We start from the raw sequence: 18292 nt of genomic DNA, 5'->3' as shown, positions 1-18292 counted from the left end.
CGGACGCCTGTGACGACCAGTGACCACCACCCTCTCCCGCATCGGGAAGTACTCGGACCTCGCCGCCGCCGCGGTCGTCGTCCTCATCGTCGTGATGCTCGTGGTGCCGCTCCCGCCGGCGCTGCTGGACCTCGCGATCACGCTGAACATCTCGCTCGCCCTCGCGATCGTCGTCGCGACGCTCTACATCCCGCGCGCGCTCGACTTCAGCGCCTTCCCGTCGCTGCTGCTGCTCACCACCCTGTTCCGGTTGGCGATCAACGTCAGCGTCACCCGCCTGATCCTGCTCGAAGGGGACGCCGGGCACGTCGTCGAGGCGTTCGGCAACTTCGTCGTCGGCGGCAACGTGGTCGTCGGCCTCGTCATCTTCCTCGTCCTCATCGTCATCCAGTTCGTCGTCGTCACCAACGGCGCGGGCCGCGTCGCCGAGGTCGGGGCGCGGTTCACGCTCGACGCGATGCCCGGCAAGCAGATGGCGATCGACGCCGACCTCAACGCCGGGCAGATCACCGAGGAGCAGGCCCGCCAGCGCCGCCAGGACATCTCCAAGGAGGCGGACTTCTACGGCGCGATGGACGGCGCCTCGAAGTTCGTTAAGGGCGACGCGATCGCCGCCGTCCTGATCACGTTGATCAACCTCGTCGGCGGCATCATCGTCGGCGTCATGCAGCAGGGCATGCCGTTCGGGGAGGCCGCCCAGCACTTCTCCCTGCTGACGATCGGCGACGGCCTCGCCGCGCAGATCCCCGCGCTGCTGATCTCCGTCGCCACCGGCATCATCGTCACGCGCGCCGCGTCCGACCAGGACCTCGGCTCCGACATCGCCGGGCAGCTCTCCTCCCAGAGCAAGGCCCCGATGGTCGCGGGCGTCGTCGTCTGCTGCTTCGCGCTCGTCCCCGGGCTGCCGAAGCTGCCGTTCCTCGTGATCGGCTGCATCTTCTTCTTCGCCGGGCGCGCCCTGATGAAGGCCGACGCCGAGAAGGCGCAGGCCGACGAGCAGGAGGCGGCCGCCGCCGCGCTCGCTCCCGCGCCCGTCGCCTCCCCGCGCGAGCAGGCACTCGAGGCGATCGGCATGGACGCCCTGGAGCTCTGCATCGGCTTCGGGCTCGTGCCGCTCGTGTCCGCCAGCGCCGGCGGCGCGGAGGCCAGCGCCCCCGGCGCGCCGCGCGGCGCGCTGCTGCAGCGGGTCGGCGCCGTCCGCCGCCAGATCGCCGGCGAGGTCGGCACGATCATCCCGTCGGTCCGCATCCACGACGAGGTCGGGCTCGGCTCCCACGAGTACGTCATGAAGGTCCGCGGCTCGATCGTCGGCCGCGGTCGCATCACCCCCGGCCACCAGCTCGCGATGGACCCGGGCGACGCGGTCGGCACGCTCGACGGCATCCCGACCACCGAGCCCGCCTTCGGCCTGCCCGCCGTCTGGATCCCGGACATGGCGCGCGCCGAGGCCGAGGCGCTCGGCTACACGGTCGTGGACGCCGAGTCCGTGATCGTCACGCACCTCACCGAGACGATCCGCCGGCACGTCGCCGAGCTCCTCACCCGCCAGGACACCCGCGCGCTCCTCGACCGCCTGCAGGAGAGCAACGCCGCCGTCGTCGAGGAGGTCGTCCCCGACCTGCTCAGCGTCGGCGAGCTGCAGCGCGTCCTGCAGGCGCTGCTGCGCGAGGGCGTCTCGATCCGCGACCTCGGCGCGATCGTCGAGGCGGCCGGCGACCGGGCGCGCATCACCCGCGACCCCGACCTGCTCGCCGAGTACGCGCGGCAGGCGCTGGGCCGCACGATCGTCGCGCCCTACCTCGACGAGGAGCAGCGGCTGCGCGCGATCGCGCTGGACCCGGCGATCGAGATGGAGGTCAGCGAGTCGATCGCCCAGACCGCCGACGGCGAGTACCTCGCGATGAACCCCGACCGGGCCGCCGACCTCGTGCGCTCGCTCGGCGACCAGGTGGACGCGGCGATCGCCCGCGGCCGCCGCCCCGTCCTGCTGTGCTCGTCGCGCGTGCGACGGCACCTGCGGCGCCTGTGCGAGCAGGCGCTCCCCCAGCTGTCCGTGTGCGCGTACAACGAGATCGCGCCCGGCATCAACGTCGAGACGATCGGAGTCGTGACCGCATGACCAACCGGACGAAGACCTACCGCGGCCGCGTGATGGACGAGCTGCTCGCCCAGATCCGCGAGGAGCTCGGCGAGGACGCCGTCATCGTCCGCCGCGGCGAGGGCGCCGAGGGCGGCGTCGGCGGCTTCTTCAGCAAGCGCGTGATCGAGCTGGAGGCGACCGCGGCCGCCACGACCGTCGACCTCGTCGACGACACGCCCGCCCTCCCCGCGCCCCTGGCCGCCCACGACGGCGAGTCCGGCGCGCAGGAGGGCACCTTCGAGGAGCACCTCAAGGCGCTCCTGGCCGGTCAGGCCGCGCCGCCCGCCCCGGTCGTGCGGCCCGTCGTCGCGCCCGAGGTCACCGCCGTCCCCGAGCCCGTCGAGCCGGCGCTCACCGCCGAGGCGATGGCCCAGGCGTTCGCCGCCGCCCCGGTCGTGGAGGACGACGCCGACGCGCTCGTGTCGCTCGCCGTCGAGCCCGTTGTCGCCGCGCCCGTCCCGGTGCCGTCCGCGACGGTGCTCGCCCCCGGCAGCGACGCGGCGCTGGCCCGCGACACGCTCGTCGACATGGGCCTGACGACCGCGCTCGCCGACGAGGTCGTCACCGAGACCGTCACCACGCTCGTGCCGTTCGCCGGGGCGGGCAGCGCGCTCGTCCCGCTCGTGCAGCGCACGCTCGCCGCGCGCATCCCCGTGCACGTCACCCGCGGCGCGCACGGCCGCGTCATCGGCTTCGTCGGCCCCGGCGGCTCCGGCAAGACCCGCTGCGTCGCCCGGCTCGCCGCCGCCTACGCCGCCCGCACCCAGATCCCGGTCGCGTGCGTGACGCTGCGCGCCCCCGACCAGGGCGCCGAGCTGCGCGAGCTGCTCGCCGAGACCGCGCCCGGCGTCACCGTCCACTCGGCGCTCGACGCGGAGTGGGCCGCCGCCCGCATCGAGGAGCTGCGCGCCACGTCGCTCGTCGTCCTCGACACGCCCGGGGTCAGCCCGCGCGCCGAGGCCGAGCTGCGCGTCCTCGCCGCCGAGCTCGCGCAGCTGCGCGCCGACGAGCTGCACCTCACCGTCCCCGCCACGATCGCGTCGCGTCCCGCCCGCGAGCTCGTCATGGGCACCCGGTCGCTGCGGCCCTGCGCGATCGCGCTCACGCACGCCGACGAGACCGACGCGCTCGGCACCGTCGTCGACCTGGCGATCGACAGCGGCCTGCCGCTCTCCTTCCTCGGCCGCGGGCAGGGCGTCACCAGCGGCCTGCGACCGGCCGACGCCGGCGAGCTGGCCACCGCGCTCATCGCGGCCTAGACCATGGCCCGGAAGGCGAAGAAGGGGCAGGACGAGGAGGCCTCCGGCGCGGCCGCCGGCCCGGACACCAGCGGCGGGCTGCGCCTCACCGACCACCCGCGCGCCCGGCGCACGATCGCCACCGCGAAGGGCTGGGGCGGCCTCGCCGGCTTCGGCCTGGGCCTGCTGCTCGCCACCCGCGCCGGGCTGCCGACGAGCGACGCGATCCTCCGGGCGATCATGATCGGCGCCGTCGCCTACCTGCTCGTGTGGGCGGTCGCCGTCGTCGTCTGGAAGCAGATCGCGCGCGCCGAGATCGAGGAGATGCGCCGCATCCTCGTCGCGGCCGCCGAGCAGGCGGAGGCCGAGGTCGCCCGCCGCCGCGCCGAACTCGAGGCCAAGGAGGCCCGTCACGCATGACCCCGCTCATCTCGGTCCTCGTCCCGCTCCCGCCGTCCCCCGCTGCCGCGCTCGCCGCGCTCGAGGCGATCGCCGGCCTGCCCGAGGCGCCCGCCCACGAGGTCCTGCTCCTCGTCGACGCCGGCGGCACCCTCGACGACCTCCTCGCGCGCGTCGCGGGTGACGTCGAGGTCGTCCGCGTCGACCACCGCACCGGCCTGGCCGGGGCGATCGCGGCCGGGACCGCCCGGGCCGCCGCGCCGACTGTCGCGCTCGTGCGCGACGCAGCGCACGTGACGCCCGGCTGGCTCGCCGCGCTCCACCACGCCCTCGACGCCGACCCGGCGCTCGCGGTCGCCACCGCGGTCACCGCGGAGGACCCGGGCGGCACCTCCCCCGTCGCGGCGCTCGCGCTCGCCTGCCGCCGCGAGGCCCTGGGCCGCGCGGTCGCGGCCGGGGTCCTCGCCGCCCGCGGCCGGATCGCCGACGACCTCGTCCTGCCCGCCCTGTGCGTGGCGCTCGCCGCCGACGGTCGCGTCGAGCCCGTCCCGCGCGCCGTCGTGCAGCGCGTCGGCGGCCGCACCGCCGCGGCGGCCGCGCGCGGCGTCTGGAAGTACGGCGCCGCCCCCGAGCTCACCGTCGTGATCCCGACGCTCGACGCCGCCGGGGACCGCCTGCGCGCGTGCGTGCGCGCGCTGCAGCAGCACACCGACGCCCCGCACGAGATCGTCGTCGTCGACAACGGCTCCCCGCCCCAGGGCTTCACCGCCCCGGTCAACGCCGGACTGCGCGCCGGCCGCGGCACCTACCTCGTCGTCTGCAACGACGACGTCGAGGTCCTGCCCGGCTGGTGGCCGCCGCTGCGCGCCCGCCTGACCGTCGGCAGCGGCGGCGAGATCCCGCCCGCCGAGGTCGTCTTCCCGATGACCGTGGACGGCGCGATGCGCGAGGACTTCGCCGCCTGGTGCTTCGCGCTGCACCGCGGCACGCTCGACCGCCACGGCGTCGCGCCCGGCGAGTTCCTCGACCCCGGCCTGAAGGTCTGGTACCAGGACACCGACCTGCTCGCGCGCCTGCGGGCCGCGGGGGTCCCACCGGTGCTCGTGCGCGAGTCGCGGATCCGCCACGGCCTCAGCGAGACCGTCGGGACCGCCGACCCGTCGCTGCGCGCGTGGATCGACGCGCAGATCGCGCGCGACCGCGCGGCGTTCGAGGCGCGGCACGGCAGCGGCGTCCCCGGCGCCGCCCGCTGAGCGGCGCGCGGCGTCCAGAACGCCTGGACGCCGCTCAAGCGCCCGGCGCTCGCGCCGAAAACCCGGACTGTAAGAGGAGCTCATGGAGGAGCTCCGGGACTGACAACCATCGGCTTCAAGGAGAAACCGCATGTCCCTTCGCATCCAGAACAACGTCGAGGCCCTCGGCGCGTGGAACAAGCTCAACCACACCACGGGCGAGACCTCGAAGAGCATGGAGCGCCTGAGCTCCGGCTACCGGATCAACCGTGCGGCGGACGACGCTGCCGGCCTCGGCATCTCGGAGAAGATGCGCGGCCAGATCCGCGGCCTGGCCCAGGCCCAGCGCAACGTGCAGGACGGCGTGTCGCTGGTCCAGACCGCTGAGGGCTCGCTCGACGAGGTCCACAGCATGCTCCAGCGCGTCCGCGAGCTGGCGGTGCAGTACAAGAACGGCTCGCTGTCGCAGGCGTCCCGTGACGCGATCCAGACGGAGGTCAACCAGCTGGCCTCCGAGGTCGAGCGCATCGGCGCCGCGGCCGAGTTCAACGGCATCAAGCTGCTGAACGCGACCGGCTCGGTGACCTTCCAGGTCGGCGCCAACGACGGGGAGACCATCTCGGTCGCCACGATCAGCCTCGGCAGCACCGTCGGCGCCACGTTCTCGTCCCTGACGCAGGCGGGCACCGCGGACATCTCGGAGATCGACGCGGCCATCACCGCGGTCTCCTCGGCCCGTGCCACGTTCGGCGCGGTCCAGAACCGCATGGATCACGCGCTGGGTGCCGCCGCCACGGCCCAGGAGAACCTCGTCGCCGCGGAGTCCCGCATCCGCGACGTCGACATGGCGGAGGAGATGGTCAAGTTCACGAAGAACCAGATCCTCAGCCAGGCCGGTACGGCGATGCTCGCCCAGGCCAACCAGGCGCCGCAGGGCGTCCTGAGCCTGCTGCGCTAGCAGCAGGTCCGCAGGGCCCCCGGCCCGGTCGGGAACGATGTTCTGGCGGCCCGCGCTCAACTCGAGCGCGGGCCGTCCGATCTTCCGGGGAGATGAGCCTGGAAGCCGTGATCGCCCGCGTCGGAGAGCTGCAGCAGCTCGTCGACCCGCGGCTGCGCGCGGCGACCGCGGCGCCGCCCGCCGCCGCGGCCACCGCCACCCCGGCCGCGCTCGGCTCCGGCACGGCGGGGACGACCGCCTTCCAGCAGCAGCTCGCGGCCGCCGCCGGCTCCTGGACGCCGGGGGTCGGCACCCAGCCGGGCGTCCTCGGGGCGACCGCCGTGCCGGGCGGCGTTTCCGCCACCGGCGCGCGGCGCGTGCAGATCGCCGCCGCCGAGCTCGGGGTGACCGAGCAGCCGCCGGGCTCCAACGACTCGCCGCGGATCGCCGAGTACCGCGCCGCGATGCGCGGCGCTCCCGGGGTCGGCCCGTGGTGCGCGTACTTCACGAGCTGGGTGGCCCAGCAGGCGGGCACCCCGCTGGGGGAGACCGGGCAGGGCTTCGCGTCCGTCGACGCGGTCTACGCGTGGGCGCAGCGGACCGGCCGCGCGGTGCCGAACAGCGCGAGCGCCCCGGCCCGCCCGCAGCCCGGCGACCTGATCGTCTGGGACGAGCACATCGGCCTCGTCGAGTCCGTCGCCGCGGACGGCACGGTGCACACGATCGAGGGCAACTCCTCCGACCAGGTCATCCGCCGCCAGCACGCCGCCGGCTCCGCGCTCGGGTACGTGCGACTCGGATAGCGTCGGGCCATGTTCCGCCTCCTGTTCTCGTGGCCCGCGCTCCTGACCCGGGCGCTCGACGACTTCCACCAGCTCGTCGCGACGCTGAAGAAGATGGAGGACGTCGGCCGGATCTCGAAGGACATCCGCGACCTCAACACCCGTCTGGCCTCCACCGAGGCCGTGCTGCGCGACATCGCCCGTCCGGCGAAGACGACCGACACGATCATGCGCGCGATGCCCGGCTCGAAGGTCGTCGCCTCGCGCGCCAAGGCGCAGCGCGAGCGCGCGAAGGCCGCCCGGCCGCCGCGCAAGCCGGCGAGCTAGCGCTCACCGTCCCGCCAGAGCGCCGCCGCGAGCAGCGCGGCGACGAGGCTCGTGGCGCCCAGCAGCGCACCGACCGCCCCGATCCCGATCGCGGCGCCGAGGACGCCCGCCACCGGGTAGGTGACGAGCCAGCACGCGTGCGACAGCGCGAACTGCGCGGCGAACAGCTCCGGGAGCTCGTCGACCGTCGTCGACCGGCGCAGCAGCCGGCCGACCGGCGTCTGCACGAGCGCCAGGCCGGCCCCGAGGACGAGCCACAGGCCGAGCAGCGTCGCGAAGCCGTCGAGGCGCTCCACCAGCGGCAGCGTCAGGGCGAGCGTCAGCGCGCCGCCCAGCATGGCGGTGCGGTCGGTGACGCGACGCAGGAGTGCCGGTGTCGCGGCCGCCACGACGACCGAGCCGAGGCCGGCGGCCCCGAGCGCGATCGCCACCGCGGAGCTGCCGAGGCCGAGCTCGTCGCGCACGAGCACGACCGTGTTGACGATCACCATGGCGCTCGCGCAGGCCGCCGCGAGGTTGAGCGCGAGGAGGCCGCGCAGCCGCGGCACGGTCAGGAACCGGCGCGCCCCGAGCGTCATCCGCGCCCACGTGCGCTCCGTCCCGGCGGGCGCGCGACGACGGTCCGGCAGGGTCACGCCGGCGATCAGCGCGGCCGACAGCCCGAAGGCCACGCCGTTGATCGCGAACAGGGCGTCGAAGTCGACGAGCAGCAGCAGGGCGGCCGCGGCCACGGGGCTGAGCAGCTCGCCGAGGTCGTAGGCGATCCGCGAGAGGGACAGCGCGCGGGTGTAGTCCTCCTCGTCGGGAAGGACCTGCGGGATCGTCGCCTGGAAGGCGGGCGTGAACCCGGCCGCGCACGCGTTGACGACGAAGATCAGCACGAACACCTGCCACACCGCGGTCACGAACGGCAACGCGAACAGGACCAGGGCGCGCACGACGTCGAGCGTGATCAGCAGCCGACGTCGGTCGACCCGGTGGGCGACCGCGGCGATGACCGGCGACAGGCCGACGTACGCGACCATCTTCAGGGCGAGCGCGACGCCGAGGACGACGCCCGCGTCGTCGCCGGCGAGCGCGTAGGCGAGCAGCCCGAGCGCCACGGTCGTCACGCCTGAGCCCACGAGCGCGACGACCTGCGCGGCGTAGAGCCGCCGGTAGGCGGCGTTCGCGAGCGGTCCTGCACCCGCGCCGCCGGAGCGACGCGGGTGCAGGAGATGGCGGTGCGGGCCGGCGTGGGCGTGCGTGTGGACGTGCCCGCCGTGGGCGTGCGGGAGCGGCTCCCGCCGGGTCATCGGATCCGGCCGGCCCGCAGGTCGGCGAGCCACGCGGCGGAGAACCGCTGGATCGCGGGGAGGTCGTGCTCCACGCACGTCGCCTTGCGCCGGGCCGTCGTGGCGACCAGCGCCGCCTGCTGCGCCGGGTCCGGTGCGGCGGCGACGGCCCGGTCGGAGCCCTCGATCCACCGCCTGAGCGCCGCGAGCTGCGTGGCGGTCGTGCGCGGCCCGTACCGGACGATCACCCAGCCGTCCCCGCGGACGTGGGCCAGGTCGTCCTCCGGGACCGTCTCGGTCGCCCCGAAGAACTTCTGCTCCGGATGGCCGCCCGCGGCGCCACCCGTGGCGATCTCCTCGACCGTCGTGCACCCGGCCTGCGCGGTCGTGCCCGCGAGCCGGACCGGTCCGGCCTCCTCGTCGTCGCCGCGGACCGTCAGCACGACGGCGAGGACCAGGCCCACCGCGGCCATGGTCGCGAACAGCCCGCGGCGGACCGCGGGCCAGCGCGGCACCTCCTGGGCCAGCAGCCGCACCACGCCGAACATCACGAGCACCGCGATCAGCTGCCCGATCTCGATCCCGACGTTGAACGCGATCGTCTTCGCGAGCAGCCCGTCGTCGGGGATCCCGAGGTCCTGCAGGCGGGTCGAGAGCCCGAGACCGTGGACGAGCCCGAAGCCCAGGATCGTGAGCGGCGGCCAGAGCGCCCGCGGGTCGAGCGGCTCGCGCCGCAGCCCGAGCACGGCGACGAAGACGACGCTCAGCGCGATCACCACGTCGACCGCGGTGGGGGAGACCCGCCACTCGGCGAGCGTGGCCACGATCAGCGTGACGCTGTGGCCGAGGACGAACAGCGAGATGAGCTTGGCGGCACGCTGCGGGCCACGGGCCAGCAGCAGGATGCCGAGCACGAACAGCAGGTGGTCCCAGCCGAGCAGCATGTGCTCGATGCCGAGCGGCACGTACTCGAGGGTGGACTTGTCGGTGGCGTCGCCGCTGATGCCGTGCGCCCACGCGGACGCGGGCAGCGCGAGCAGCAGCAGGACGGCGCCGGCGGAGCCGCGCAGGCGGCCCCGGTCGGGCATGGTCATGTGGTCCTCCTGGAAGGGGGTCGGTCGTCGGATGGCGGTCGGTGGTCAGACCGCGACCGGGGGACCACGGCCGGACCGCTCGCGCGCGGGCGCCCGCCGGGGCAGGAGCAGCGCGGCGGGCGCGACGACGCAGGGGTTCTCGCGCGGGATGAGCCGGACCGTCAGCAGTCGCGCGACCGCTCGGCGGGCGTCGGACGCGGCGACGTCCGCGATCCGCACGGTGAGCGTCAGGATCGCACCGAGGACGACGGCGACCGGCAGCGCCACCCAGCCGCCCGCGCCGAACACGGCGGAGAGGCCGTCGGCGTGGTGGTGGGAGAGCAGGCCCTCGAGCAGCTCCTGGCCGGCGTAGAGGCCGAACACGCCCGCGCTCAGCAGCGGCCAGAGCCGTCCGGCGCGGCCGCGTCCGGGCGTCCCGGCCGCCGCGCGGAGCACGGTCGCCGCGAGGACGAGCGCCGCCAGCATGCCGACGAGCGGCCCGAGCGCCGCGAGGTACCCGTGTCCGGCCGCGTGCGCGCCACCCGGGGACGCCTCCCCCGGGAGGGCGTACCGGAGCTCGTGCAGCGTCATCGACCCGAGCACGAGCAGGGCGTAGAGCCGGATGAGCGCGAGCCGGTCGGCCACGGGGAAAGGGAATCACACGCGGTGCGCGTGCGGCGTCGGGACCGGTGCGGGACACGGGCCGCGCGCCCGGGCGCCGGCCGCTCAGCTGCCGTCGGCGAACTGGCGCAGCAGCCGGTTCACGGTGCGGGGCCGCTCGAGCTGCGGCACGTGCCCGGTGTCGTCGAGCACGACGAGCCGGGCGTCGGCGATGCCGCGCGTGAACGTCTCGGCGGTCCGCGAGGGCAGCAGCCGGTCGCCGAGTCCCCAGATCAGCAGGGTCGGCGCGGTGATGCGGCGCAGCAGCCCGTCGAGGTTCGCGTGGCGGACGCCCTGCAGGCCGATGCCCAGCGCGGCGAGCGGCACGCCCGGCTTGCCGGCCCCGGGCAGCAGGGCGGCGCGCATCAGCCGCGGCGACAGCGCGGCGGGGTCGTGCACGAGCGTCGCGAGCGGGTGCTCGCGCGAGCGCAGCGGCGTGCGCCGCAGCAGCGGGTCGAGCTGCATGCCGAGGATCTTCGGTCCGGCCTCCAGCGCGACCCGGGCGATGTGCGCGCCGCCGACCGGGGCCAGCAGCGCCAGGCGCTCCACGCGGTCCGGGGACCGTCCGGCGACGATCGTCGCGACCAGGCCGCCGAGCGAGTTGCCCGCCAGCACGACGGGGCCGAGGTCGAGCTCCTCGCACAGCGCCTCGACGACGCGCGCGAACGCGGCCGGGGTGGGCAGGTCGCGCGGCAGCGCGGACGCCCCGAAGCCCGGCAGGTCGACGCCGATCACCCGTCGCGACCGCGCCAGCGGCGGGATCGTCGGCAGCCAGTTCTGCCAGCAGCCGCCGAAGCCGTGCAGCAGGACCAGCGGGGCGGCGGCCGGCGCGTCCGGGTCGGTCGGGCCGAGGTCGACGTAGGCGACCCGCGCGCCGCGCACGCGGACGGACCGCTCGTGGTCCTCCCAGCGGACGTCCTCCCAGGAGGGATCGTCCGCGAGCCCGTAGGCGTCGGCCACGGCGGAGGCGCTCACGCCGCGCGCAGGCCGTCCTTGTCGCCGGTGACGCCCAGCGACGGCACGGCCACCGTGCCGGCCGCGTCGGAGACCGTGCCGATCCGCGCGGTGCCCGGATGGCGCTCGGCGAGCAGCGCGACCGCGTCGTCGGCGCGCTCCTGCGGCACGACGACGGCGAAGCCGCAGCCCATGTTGAAGACCTCCCACATCTCGTGGACGGGGACGTCGGAGCGCTCCTGGATGAGCGTGAAGATCCCCGGGACCGGGAGCGGCTGCTCGATCGTGAAGCCCGCCCGCGTGCCGACGAGCCGCAGCAGGTTCGTCAGGCCGCCGCCGGTGATGTGCGCGAGGCCGAGCACGGGCACGTCGGAGCGCAGCAGCTCGACGACCGCCTTGACGTAGATGACGGTCGGCTCGAGCAGCGCGTCGACGACCGAGGCGCCGCCGAGCTGCGCGGGCGTGTCGTCGAACGTCAGGGCGCCGTCGCCACGCACGTCGGTGAGCAGCGCCTTGCGCGCGAGCGTGTACCCGTTGGAGTGGATGCCGCTCGACGGCACGCCGATCAGCGCGTCCCCGGGCTTGATGTCCGCGCCGGTGACGATCTGGTCGAGCGCCACGGTGCCGATCGCCGTGCCGCAGAGGTCGAAGCCGTGCGGGGACGGATGGCCGCGGATCAGCTCGGGCAGCACGGCGAGCTCGCCGCCGGGGATCTCGATGTTCGCGTCCTCGGCACCGGTCTTCAGGCCCTGCGCGATCCGCGCCAGCGCGCTCGCGTCCGCCTGCTCGACCGCGAGGTAGTCGACCATCGCGATCGGCTCCGCGCCGACGCAGACGATGTCGTTGACGTTCATCGCGATGCAGTCGATGCCAACGGTCTCCAGCCGGTCGGCCTGCTCGGCCACGACGAGCTTGGACCCGACGCCGTCCGTGCACAGGGCCACGCCGAGGTTCGGGGCGACGCGCAGGACGCTGGCGTAGTGGCCGCTGGGGAGCACCGAGGCGCTCGAGCGGTCGAGGCGGATCGTCTTGAGCACGTCGACGAGCGCGCCGACGCCCGCGTCCGACTGGGTCGTGTCGACCCCGGCGGCCGCGTACTGGTTCGGTTCCGTCATCGCGAGCGATGCTGTCAGACCACGCGGTCAGAGGGTGCGGCGACGCCGCGCGGTCCGCAGCACGATTCCCGCAAGGAGCGTGCGATACGCGGCGTAGGGGAGCAGCGAGCGGTCGCGTTCCACCTGGCGGATCAGCCGCACCGACGCGAGCGTCGACACGAACGAGGCGACGACCCCGAGACCGAACCGCGCCGCCATCCCGGCCGGCAGGCCACGCCGGGCCAGCCGGGTCCCCTTCAGGGCGCTGGCGCCGAGGATGATCGGCAGCGCGACGTGCCGCGACAGGACGTTCGCGTCCTCGCGGTCGAAGCCGCGGGCGCGCGCCACCGCGAGCGTCATCCCGTTGCGCGACGCGCCGGGGATCAGCGCGCACGCCTGCCCGACGCCGAGCAGCAGCGCGTCGACGGGGCCGGCGTCGTCGCGGGCGCGACCGGTGGCCCCGCGCACGTCGGCGAGCGCCATCGCGGCCGACCCGGCGAGCAGGCCGATCGCGATCGTCGGCGGGGTGCCGAGCCGCCGCTCGATCGGCCGCTCGAGCGTGAAGCCGGCCACCGCGGGCGGCACGAACGAGCCGACGAGCAGCGTCACGCGACGCAGGTCCAGGCCGCGGGCGGCCTCGCCGACCTCGTCGCGCAGCGCGACGATCAGCGCCAGCGCGGTGCCCGCGTGGAGCGCGACCTCGAACGCCTTGCGCAGCTCCGGGTCGAGCTCGGTCGCGTACGGGCGGCCGAGCAGCCAGGGCACGAGCGTCATGTGCCCGGAGGAGGAGATCGGCAGCAGCTCGGCGGGCCCGTGCAGGAGCCCGAGGCCGATCGCGTCGGCGGGGGTGAGGGCGCGCGTGGCGGAGCTCACGCGGCCGCGTCGGCGACCGGGGCGCCGCCGTCGCCGCCGGAGCGGTTGCGGTACCAGCGCACCGCGAGGTACGCGCCGCCGACGAGGATCATCGCCACGACGACGTAGTCGATGTAGTGGAGCTTGTCCTTCCACTCCTCCCACTTCGAGGAGGCCCCGACCCCGATCGCGGTGAGCCCGGCGATCCAGGGGATGCAGCCGAGGGTGGTGAGGATCGTGAAGCGCCAGAACGGCATCCGCGCGACGCCGGCGGGCAGCGAGATGAACGTGCGGATGATCGGCAGCATCCGGCTGAAGAACACGGCCGCGTCCCCGTACCTGGCGAACCAGCGGTCCGACCACTCCAGGTGGGACTTGGAGATGTGCAGCTTCTTGCCGTGCTTCTCCAGCAGGTCGACGCGCCCGTAGTAGCCGACCGCGTACGCGATCCACGACCCGACGAGGTTCGCGAAGACGCCGACCGCGACGACCGCCACGAAGCTGTACTCGCCGCGCTCGACGTTGAACCCGGCGAACAGGAACGTGGCCTCCGACGGGATCGGGATGCACGCGCTCTCCGCGACCATCATCGCGAAGATCCCGGGGAGCCCGGCCTTGTCGACGACGTCGACGGCGAGCTCGACGATGGGATCGGTGATCGATCCGAGGACGAGGTACATGGCGGCGAGGAAGGTCATGGCGCTCCTGGGACATAGTGGCCGGGCGTCCGAGGGTTACGCTTCCGGGCACCGATGCCCGTGCCGCTCTTCGACCCCGCGACCCCCGTCCGCGCCCTCCGGGGCGCGCTGCGCGAGGCGGTCGACGAGGTCCTGGACAGCGAGCACTACATCCTGGGCAGCCGCGGCGAGGCGTTCGAGCGCGAGTTCGCGGACTACCTCGGGGTGCCGCACGCCGCCGGGGTCGCCAACGGCACGGAGGCGATCACGATCGCGCTGCGGGCCCTGGGCGTCGGGCCGGGCGACGACGTCGTCGTGCCGTCGTTCACGTTCTGGGCGAGCGCCGAGGCGATCCCGCCGACCGGTGCGCGACCGGTGTTCTGCGACGTCGACCCGCACACGATGTGCGTCACGCCCGAGACGGTGAAGGCGGCGCTGACCCCGAACACCAAGGCGGTCATCGCCGTGCACCTGTTCGGCAACGTCGCGCCGGTGCGGGAGATCGCCGCGCTGGGCGTGCCGGTGCTGGAGGACAGCGCGCAGTCCGCGGGGTCCACCGCGCGCGGCGGCGGTCGGCCGGGCGGCCTGGGGACGATCGCGACGTTCTCGTTCTATCCGTCGAAGAACCTCGGGGCGTTCGGGGACGGCGGCGCGATCACCACGACCGACGCGGAGCTCGACGCGCGCGTGCGGACGCTGCGCTTCCACGGCAGCGAGGACAAGGTCACCTACACGGACGTCGGCTACAACTCCCGCCTGGACGAGCTGCAGGCTGCGATCCTGCGCGTGCAGCTGCCCGCGCTCGACGGCTGGGCGGCGCACCGGGCGCAGGTCGGCGCCTGGTACGCGCAGGAGGGTCTGGGCGAGCTCGTCACGCTCCCGCGCGCGACCGACGCCGCCGACCGCGTGGCGTGGCACCTGTACGTGATCGGGACCGAGCAGCCCGACGCGCTGGCGGCGCAGCTGACCGAGCGCGGGGTCGGGGCGCGCGGCTACTACCGCCTGCCCGTGCACCGCCAGCCCGCCGTCGAGTGCCTGCTGGCGGGCGGCCGCGCCGCGGTCGCGCCCGGCGGGCTGCCGGGGACGGAGGAGGCCGCGCGGCGGCACCTCGCGATCCCGATCAGCGCGGCGACGACCCGCGAGCAGGTCGCCGAGGTGGTCGCCGCGGTGCGCGACGGGCTCGGCGCGCTGGGCTAGAGCTCCTGCGCGAGGCCGATCAGCACGCCCTCCGGCCCGCGGAGGTAGCAGAGCCGGTAGACCCCCTGGTAGTCGACGACCTCGTCGACGACCCGGCCGCCGAGCGGCTCCACGCGCGCGAGCGTCTCCTCGAGGTCCTCGACCGCGAACATCACCCGCAGGTAGCCCAGGGCGTTGACCGGGGCGGTGCGGTGGTCGGCGACCGGCGCCGGCTCGAGGTACCGGCAGAGCTCGAGCCGGCCGTGCCCGTCGGGGGTGCGCATCATCGCGATGTCCACGCGCTGTCCGGGGATGCCGGTGACCCGGCCCGACCAGTCCCCCTCGACGGTCGTGCGTCCCTCGAGCTCGAGCCCGAGCGCGACGAAGAACGCGACCGTCGCGTCGAGGTCCTCGACGACGATCGCGACGTTGTCCATGCGCGTGATGCCCATGCGCGCACGCTACCCGGGCGTCCGACCTGCGACGCTCCCGCACCGAGATGCGCGTCTGGATCGACCTGACCAACTCGCCGCACGTCCTCGTCCTGCGCCCCGTGATCGAGGTGCTCCGCGCGCGCGGCGCCGAGGTCCGCGTGACCGCGCGGGACTTCGCGCAGACCGTCGCGCTGTGCGAGCGGCACGGCATCGACGCCGAGGTCATCGGCCGGCACCGCGGCGGCCGGCTCGCGGCGAAGGGCCTGGGGCTCGTGGACCGCAGCACCGCGCTGGCCCGGTGGGCGCGCCGCAACGGCCGCTTCGACCTCGCGCTCGGCCACGGCTCCAACGACGTCACGGTCGCCGCCGCGCTCCTGCGGATCCCGCGCTCGACGATGTTCGACTACGAGTGGGCGACCGTGCAGCACACGGTCAACTGCCGGCTCGGGAACGCGGTCGTGGTCCCCGACGCGATCCCCCCGCAGCGCCTGGACCGCTACGGGGCACGGGCGAAGATCCGCGCCTACGCGGGGCTGAAGGAGGAGTACTACCTCGCGGACCTGACCCCGGACGCGACGGTCCTCGACGAGCTCGGCCTCGACCCGGCGCTGCCGCTGGCGGTCGTGCGCACCCCGCCCGCGGTCGCGCTCTACCACCGCTTCGAGAACGACGTCTTCGCCGCCGCCCTGCACCGGCTGCGCGAGCAGGGCCAGGTCGTCGTCCTGCCGCGCACGCCCGAGCAGCGCGCCGACCTCGCCCGCTTCGGCGGCGTGATCGTCCCGGAGCGCGCGATCGACGCCCCGTCGCTGATCGCGTTCGCGGACCTCGTCGTCAGCGCGGGCGGCACGATGAACCGCGAGGCGGTCGCGCTCGGCACGCCCGTCTACACGACGTTCGAGGGGCGGCTCGGCGCCGTCGACGAGCGGCTCATCGCCGAGGGCCGCCTGCGCCGCCTCTCCTCCGCCGCGGAGCTCGAGCTCACCCGCGCGCCCGACCGGGCGCCGGGCGCCCTGTCCCCGGACCGCGTCACGCGCGACCCGGCGGTCCTCGTCGACCTGCTCTGCTCGCCGCTGCGCTGAGCCCGGGCGCCGGTCAGGCGCCGCGCGGGCGCTCAACCGCGAGCCGTCCCGGCCGACCACCCGGGCGTGGAGCCTCGCGCGTACTTCGTGTGCCCCGACACCGACGTCCCCTCGGGGGGCGTCCGCGTCGTCTACCGGGCCGTCGACCACTGCAACGACGCCGGCATCCCGGCGGTCGTCGTGCACGACCAGCCCGGCTTCGCCTGCACCTGGTTCGAGCACGCCACCCCGGTCGTGTGCGCGGCGCAGGCCGCGCCCGTGCCGGGCCGCGACCTGCTCGTCGTGCCCGAGGTCTACGGGCCGCGACTCGGGGAGATCGCCCCGGGCGTGCGCAAGGTGGTGTTCAACCAGAACGCCTACAACACGTTCCACGGCTACGACCACGTCACCGCCCCCGGGACCACCGCCTACGACCACCCGGAGGTCGCGGGCGCGGTCTGCGTCAGCGACGACAACGCCGCCTACCTGCGCTACGCGTTCCCGCACCTGGACGTGCGGCGGATCACCTACCAGCTCGACCCGGCCCTGTGGTTCGTGGAGGAGACGGGCGCGCCGCGGCCGCGGCGGCTCACGTACATGCCGCGCAAGCACGCCGACCAGGCCGGCCAGGTGCTGAACATCCTCAGCCAGCGCGGCGCGCTGCGCGACGTCGAGGTCGTGCCGCTGCACGGCATGAACGAGCGCGAGGTCGCCGCCGCCCAGCGCTCCTCGCTGGTCTTCCTCTCGTTCGGCTACCCGGAGGGCTGCCCGTTCCCGCCGAAGGAGGCGATGGCGGCCGGCTGCCTCGTCGTCGGCTACCACGGCATGGGCGGGCGCGACTACTTCACCCACGAGCACGGCTACCCGGTCCCGCAGGGCGACATCGTCGCGTTCGCGCGGCAGGTCGAGGAGGTGCTCGACGCGCACCGCGCCGACCCGGCCGGCCTGGAGGCGCGCGCCCGCACCGCGTCCGCCGCGATCCGCGCGCGCTACACGCCCGACGCGGAGCGCCGGACGATCCTCGAGGCGTTCGGCCGGCACCTCCCGGGCGCCGCCGCACCGGGTGTGCCGCTCGTCACGGTGGCCTGAGGTGGGGTTGGAGACCCGCCGCGTGCCTGCTACCTTCCGCGCCTCAACGGCCCAGTTCCAAGCGTCGCAGGGCTGCGACGGGGCCGGTCAGCAACCACATACGGGGGAATTCCCATGGCAGAGAACGTGCAGATCGCCGGCAGCGGCGAGGACGGACGCGTGCGCAACCCGCTGGGTGTCATCGGCCTGACGCTGATCACGCTCGGCATCTACGGCATCGTCTGGTACTACAAGGTCAACAAGGAGCTCGCCGCGATCGGCCGGGCGAAGGGGACCGAGGAGGCCGGCACCAACCCGGTGACCTCCGTGCTCGCCGTCACGCTCGGCGCGCTCGTGATCGTCCCGGCGGTCGTCTCGATGTTCCGCACCTGGAAGCGCCTGAACGTCGCCGAGGGCCTCGTCGGCCGCGAGCCGGACATGAGCGCGCCCGTCGGGTTCGTCCTGATGTTCCTGCTCGGGCCCGTCGGCACCTACTTCTTCCAGCGCAACCTGAACCGGGTGCTGCAGGCGCAGGCCGCCTGAGCCATCGGTCAGCGCACCATCACCCACCGAACGACCCACGGAGGTTCTCCCCCATGACCACGCGATTCGCCGTCTCCCTGCTCGCCGTCGCCGCCCTCGGGCTCGGCGGCTGCTCGGCGGAGGTCTCGACCGGCAAGACCGTCAACACCGACAAGGCCGAGGAGTCCATCGGCGCCAGCCTGAGCGAGCAGCTCGGCGGCACGGTCACCGTGACCTGCCCCGACGACGTCGAGGCCAAGAAGGGCGACACGTTCACCTGCGACGCCAAGGGCAGCGACGGCCGGACCGGCACGGTCAACGTCACGCAGAAGGACGACGACGGCAACATCAGCTGGAAGCTCGGATGAGCCTGCGGCTGCGCCTGGCGGCGGGTG

At 74.7% G+C, this 18292-nt stretch carries 20 protein-coding genes; 12 read left to right on the top strand and 8 right to left on the bottom strand.

The annotated features are described in order from the left end of the window. The first annotated feature begins 19 nt into the window (after positions 1-19). The 7 genes from flhA (at position 20) to GKE82_RS14375 (ending at position 7055) form a co-directional block, all read left to right on the top strand. Positions 20-2119: a flagellar biosynthesis protein FlhA gene (gene flhA / locus GKE82_RS14405; protein WP_309233610.1), complete on the top strand. Its 2100-nt coding sequence runs from the start codon at positions 20-22 to the stop codon at positions 2117-2119. Next, the gene (locus GKE82_RS14400; RefSeq protein WP_154733778.1) at positions 2116-3399 is read left to right on the top strand and encodes a hypothetical protein; all 1284 of its coding nucleotides are present in this window, start codon (positions 2116-2118) and stop codon (positions 3397-3399) included. Before flhA ends, GKE82_RS14400 begins: the two co-directional genes overlap by 4 nt. Positions 3400-3402: 3 nt before the next feature. After that, positions 3403-3798, top strand: a complete 396-nt coding sequence (locus GKE82_RS14395) for a hypothetical protein (protein ID WP_154733777.1) — start codon at positions 3403-3405, stop codon at positions 3796-3798. Continuing rightward, entirely contained in the window at positions 3795-5030 is a 1236-nt protein-coding gene (locus GKE82_RS14390; protein WP_154733776.1) for a glycosyltransferase family 2 protein, read from the top strand. Before GKE82_RS14395 ends, GKE82_RS14390 begins: the two co-directional genes overlap by 4 nt. Positions 5031-5160: 130 nt before the next feature. Continuing rightward, complete coding sequence (locus GKE82_RS14385; protein WP_154733775.1) at positions 5161-5967, top strand: flagellin; 807 nt, start codon at positions 5161-5163, stop codon at positions 5965-5967. A 92-nt stretch (positions 5968-6059) separates the two neighbouring features. Further along, the gene (locus GKE82_RS14380) at positions 6060-6749 is read left to right on the top strand and encodes a CHAP domain-containing protein (protein ID WP_154733774.1); all 690 of its coding nucleotides are present in this window, start codon (positions 6060-6062) and stop codon (positions 6747-6749) included. Positions 6750-6758: 9 nt separating this feature from the next. Continuing rightward, on the top strand, positions 6759-7055 hold the full coding sequence (locus GKE82_RS14375; RefSeq protein ID WP_154733773.1) for a hypothetical protein: 297 nt from the start codon (positions 6759-6761) through the stop codon (positions 7053-7055). On the opposite strand, the gene GKE82_RS14370 is transcribed toward GKE82_RS14375, so the two are convergent. The 7 genes from GKE82_RS14370 to GKE82_RS14340 form a co-directional block, all read right to left on the bottom strand. Continuing rightward, complete coding sequence (locus GKE82_RS14370; protein ID WP_154733772.1) at positions 7052-8350, bottom strand: MFS transporter; 1299 nt, start codon at positions 8348-8350, stop codon at positions 7052-7054. The two genes, GKE82_RS14375 and GKE82_RS14370, sit on opposite strands and share 4 nt — an antisense overlap. After that, the gene (locus tag GKE82_RS14365; RefSeq protein WP_154733771.1) at positions 8347-9423 is read right to left on the bottom strand and encodes a HupE/UreJ family protein; all 1077 of its coding nucleotides are present in this window, start codon (positions 9421-9423) and stop codon (positions 8347-8349) included. The genes GKE82_RS14370 and GKE82_RS14365 overlap by 4 nt, the downstream gene beginning before the upstream one ends. A 45-nt stretch (positions 9424-9468) precedes the next feature. Further along, the gene (locus GKE82_RS14360; protein WP_154733770.1) at positions 9469-10047 is read right to left on the bottom strand and encodes a hypothetical protein; all 579 of its coding nucleotides are present in this window, start codon (positions 10045-10047) and stop codon (positions 9469-9471) included. Positions 10048-10128: 81 nt separating this feature from the next. After that, entirely contained in the window at positions 10129-11037 is a 909-nt protein-coding gene (locus GKE82_RS14355; RefSeq protein WP_154733769.1) for an alpha/beta fold hydrolase, read from the bottom strand. Next, a complete protein-coding gene (purM, locus tag GKE82_RS14350) occupies positions 11034-12131 on the bottom strand; it encodes a phosphoribosylformylglycinamidine cyclo-ligase (RefSeq protein ID WP_107567563.1) in 1098 nt (365 codons plus the stop codon). The genes GKE82_RS14355 and purM overlap by 4 nt, the downstream gene beginning before the upstream one ends. A 27-nt stretch (positions 12132-12158) precedes the next feature. Further along, positions 12159-12983, bottom strand: a complete 825-nt coding sequence (locus GKE82_RS14345) for an undecaprenyl-diphosphate phosphatase (protein WP_158276663.1) — start codon at positions 12981-12983, stop codon at positions 12159-12161. After that, positions 12980-13660, bottom strand: coding sequence for a DedA family protein (locus tag GKE82_RS14340; protein ID WP_154733767.1), 681 nt, complete (start codon positions 13658-13660; stop codon positions 12980-12982). The genes GKE82_RS14345 and GKE82_RS14340 overlap by 4 nt, the downstream gene beginning before the upstream one ends. Positions 13661-13714: 54 nt before the next feature. On the opposite strand from GKE82_RS14340, the gene GKE82_RS14335 reads away from it, so the two are divergent. Continuing rightward, the gene (locus GKE82_RS14335) at positions 13715-14836 is read left to right on the top strand and encodes a DegT/DnrJ/EryC1/StrS aminotransferase family protein (protein ID WP_154733766.1); all 1122 of its coding nucleotides are present in this window, start codon (positions 13715-13717) and stop codon (positions 14834-14836) included. Here the strand turns inward: GKE82_RS14335 and GKE82_RS14330 are convergent. Further along, positions 14833-15267 carry a VOC family protein gene (locus GKE82_RS14330; RefSeq protein WP_107567559.1) on the bottom strand — a complete coding sequence of 145 codons (435 nt, stop codon included), beginning with the start codon at positions 15265-15267 and terminating at the stop codon, positions 14833-14835. The genes GKE82_RS14335 and GKE82_RS14330 overlap by 4 nt on opposite strands. Before the next feature lie 47 nt (positions 15268-15314). Here GKE82_RS14330 and GKE82_RS14325 point away from each other — a divergent pair, with 47 nt between their 5' ends. The 4 genes from GKE82_RS14325 to GKE82_RS14310 all read left to right on the top strand — a co-directional run bounded on the left by GKE82_RS14325 (position 15315) and on the right by GKE82_RS14310 (position 18265). Next, positions 15315-16328 (top strand): DUF354 domain-containing protein, encoded by a 1014-nt coding sequence (locus tag GKE82_RS14325; protein ID WP_154733765.1) that lies wholly within the window; start codon positions 15315-15317, stop codon positions 16326-16328. A gap of 66 nt (positions 16329-16394) precedes the next feature. Continuing rightward, positions 16395-17396 (top strand): glycosyltransferase, encoded by a 1002-nt coding sequence (locus GKE82_RS30830; RefSeq protein WP_154733764.1) that lies wholly within the window; start codon positions 16395-16397, stop codon positions 17394-17396. A gap of 114 nt (positions 17397-17510) precedes the next feature. Then, entirely contained in the window at positions 17511-17918 is a 408-nt protein-coding gene (locus GKE82_RS14315; protein ID WP_154733763.1) for a DUF4234 domain-containing protein, read from the top strand. Between the two features lie 53 nt (positions 17919-17971). Beyond that, complete coding sequence (locus tag GKE82_RS14310; protein WP_107567554.1) at positions 17972-18265, top strand: DUF4333 domain-containing protein; 294 nt, start codon at positions 17972-17974, stop codon at positions 18263-18265. The last annotated feature ends 27 nt before the right edge of the window (positions 18266-18292 follow it).

This window comes from Conexibacter sp. W3-3-2, assembly GCF_009707605.1.
Lineage (GTDB): Bacteria > Actinomycetota > Thermoleophilia > Solirubrobacterales > Solirubrobacteraceae > Paraconexibacter > Paraconexibacter algicola.
Note: the sequence above shows the minus strand (reverse complement) of the source record. Positions and strands in the feature narration are given on the sequence as shown.

Coding starts and splice junctions, on each gene's coding strand:
- GKE82_RS14400 (WP_154733778.1), top strand. CDS start 2,116: ATGACCAACCGGACGAAGACCTACCGCGGCCGCGTGATGGACGAGCTG.
- GKE82_RS14395 (WP_154733777.1), top strand. CDS start 3,403: ATGGCCCGGAAGGCGAAGAAGGGGCAGGACGAGGAGGCCTCCGGCGCG.
- GKE82_RS14390 (WP_154733776.1), top strand. CDS start 3,795: ATGACCCCGCTCATCTCGGTCCTCGTCCCGCTCCCGCCGTCCCCCGCT.
- GKE82_RS14385 (WP_154733775.1), top strand. CDS start 5,161: ATGTCCCTTCGCATCCAGAACAACGTCGAGGCCCTCGGCGCGTGGAAC.
- GKE82_RS14380 (WP_154733774.1), top strand. CDS start 6,060: ATGAGCCTGGAAGCCGTGATCGCCCGCGTCGGAGAGCTGCAGCAGCTC.
- GKE82_RS14375 (WP_154733773.1), top strand. CDS start 6,759: ATGTTCCGCCTCCTGTTCTCGTGGCCCGCGCTCCTGACCCGGGCGCTC.
- GKE82_RS14370 (WP_154733772.1), bottom strand. CDS start 8,350: ATGACCCGGCGGGAGCCGCTCCCGCACGCCCACGGCGGGCACGTCCAC.
- GKE82_RS14365 (WP_154733771.1), bottom strand. CDS start 9,423: ATGACCATGCCCGACCGGGGCCGCCTGCGCGGCTCCGCCGGCGCCGTC.
- purM (WP_107567563.1), bottom strand. CDS start 12,131: ATGACGGAACCGAACCAGTACGCGGCCGCCGGGGTCGACACGACCCAG.
- GKE82_RS14340 (WP_154733767.1), bottom strand. CDS start 13,660: ATGACCTTCCTCGCCGCCATGTACCTCGTCCTCGGATCGATCACCGAT.
- GKE82_RS14335 (WP_154733766.1), top strand. CDS start 13,715: ATGCCCGTGCCGCTCTTCGACCCCGCGACCCCCGTCCGCGCCCTCCGG.
- GKE82_RS14330 (WP_107567559.1), bottom strand. CDS start 15,267: ATGGGCATCACGCGCATGGACAACGTCGCGATCGTCGTCGAGGACCTC.
- GKE82_RS14325 (WP_154733765.1), top strand. CDS start 15,315: ATGCGCGTCTGGATCGACCTGACCAACTCGCCGCACGTCCTCGTCCTG.
- GKE82_RS14315 (WP_154733763.1), top strand. CDS start 17,511: ATGGCAGAGAACGTGCAGATCGCCGGCAGCGGCGAGGACGGACGCGTG.
- GKE82_RS14310 (WP_107567554.1), top strand. CDS start 17,972: ATGACCACGCGATTCGCCGTCTCCCTGCTCGCCGTCGCCGCCCTCGGG.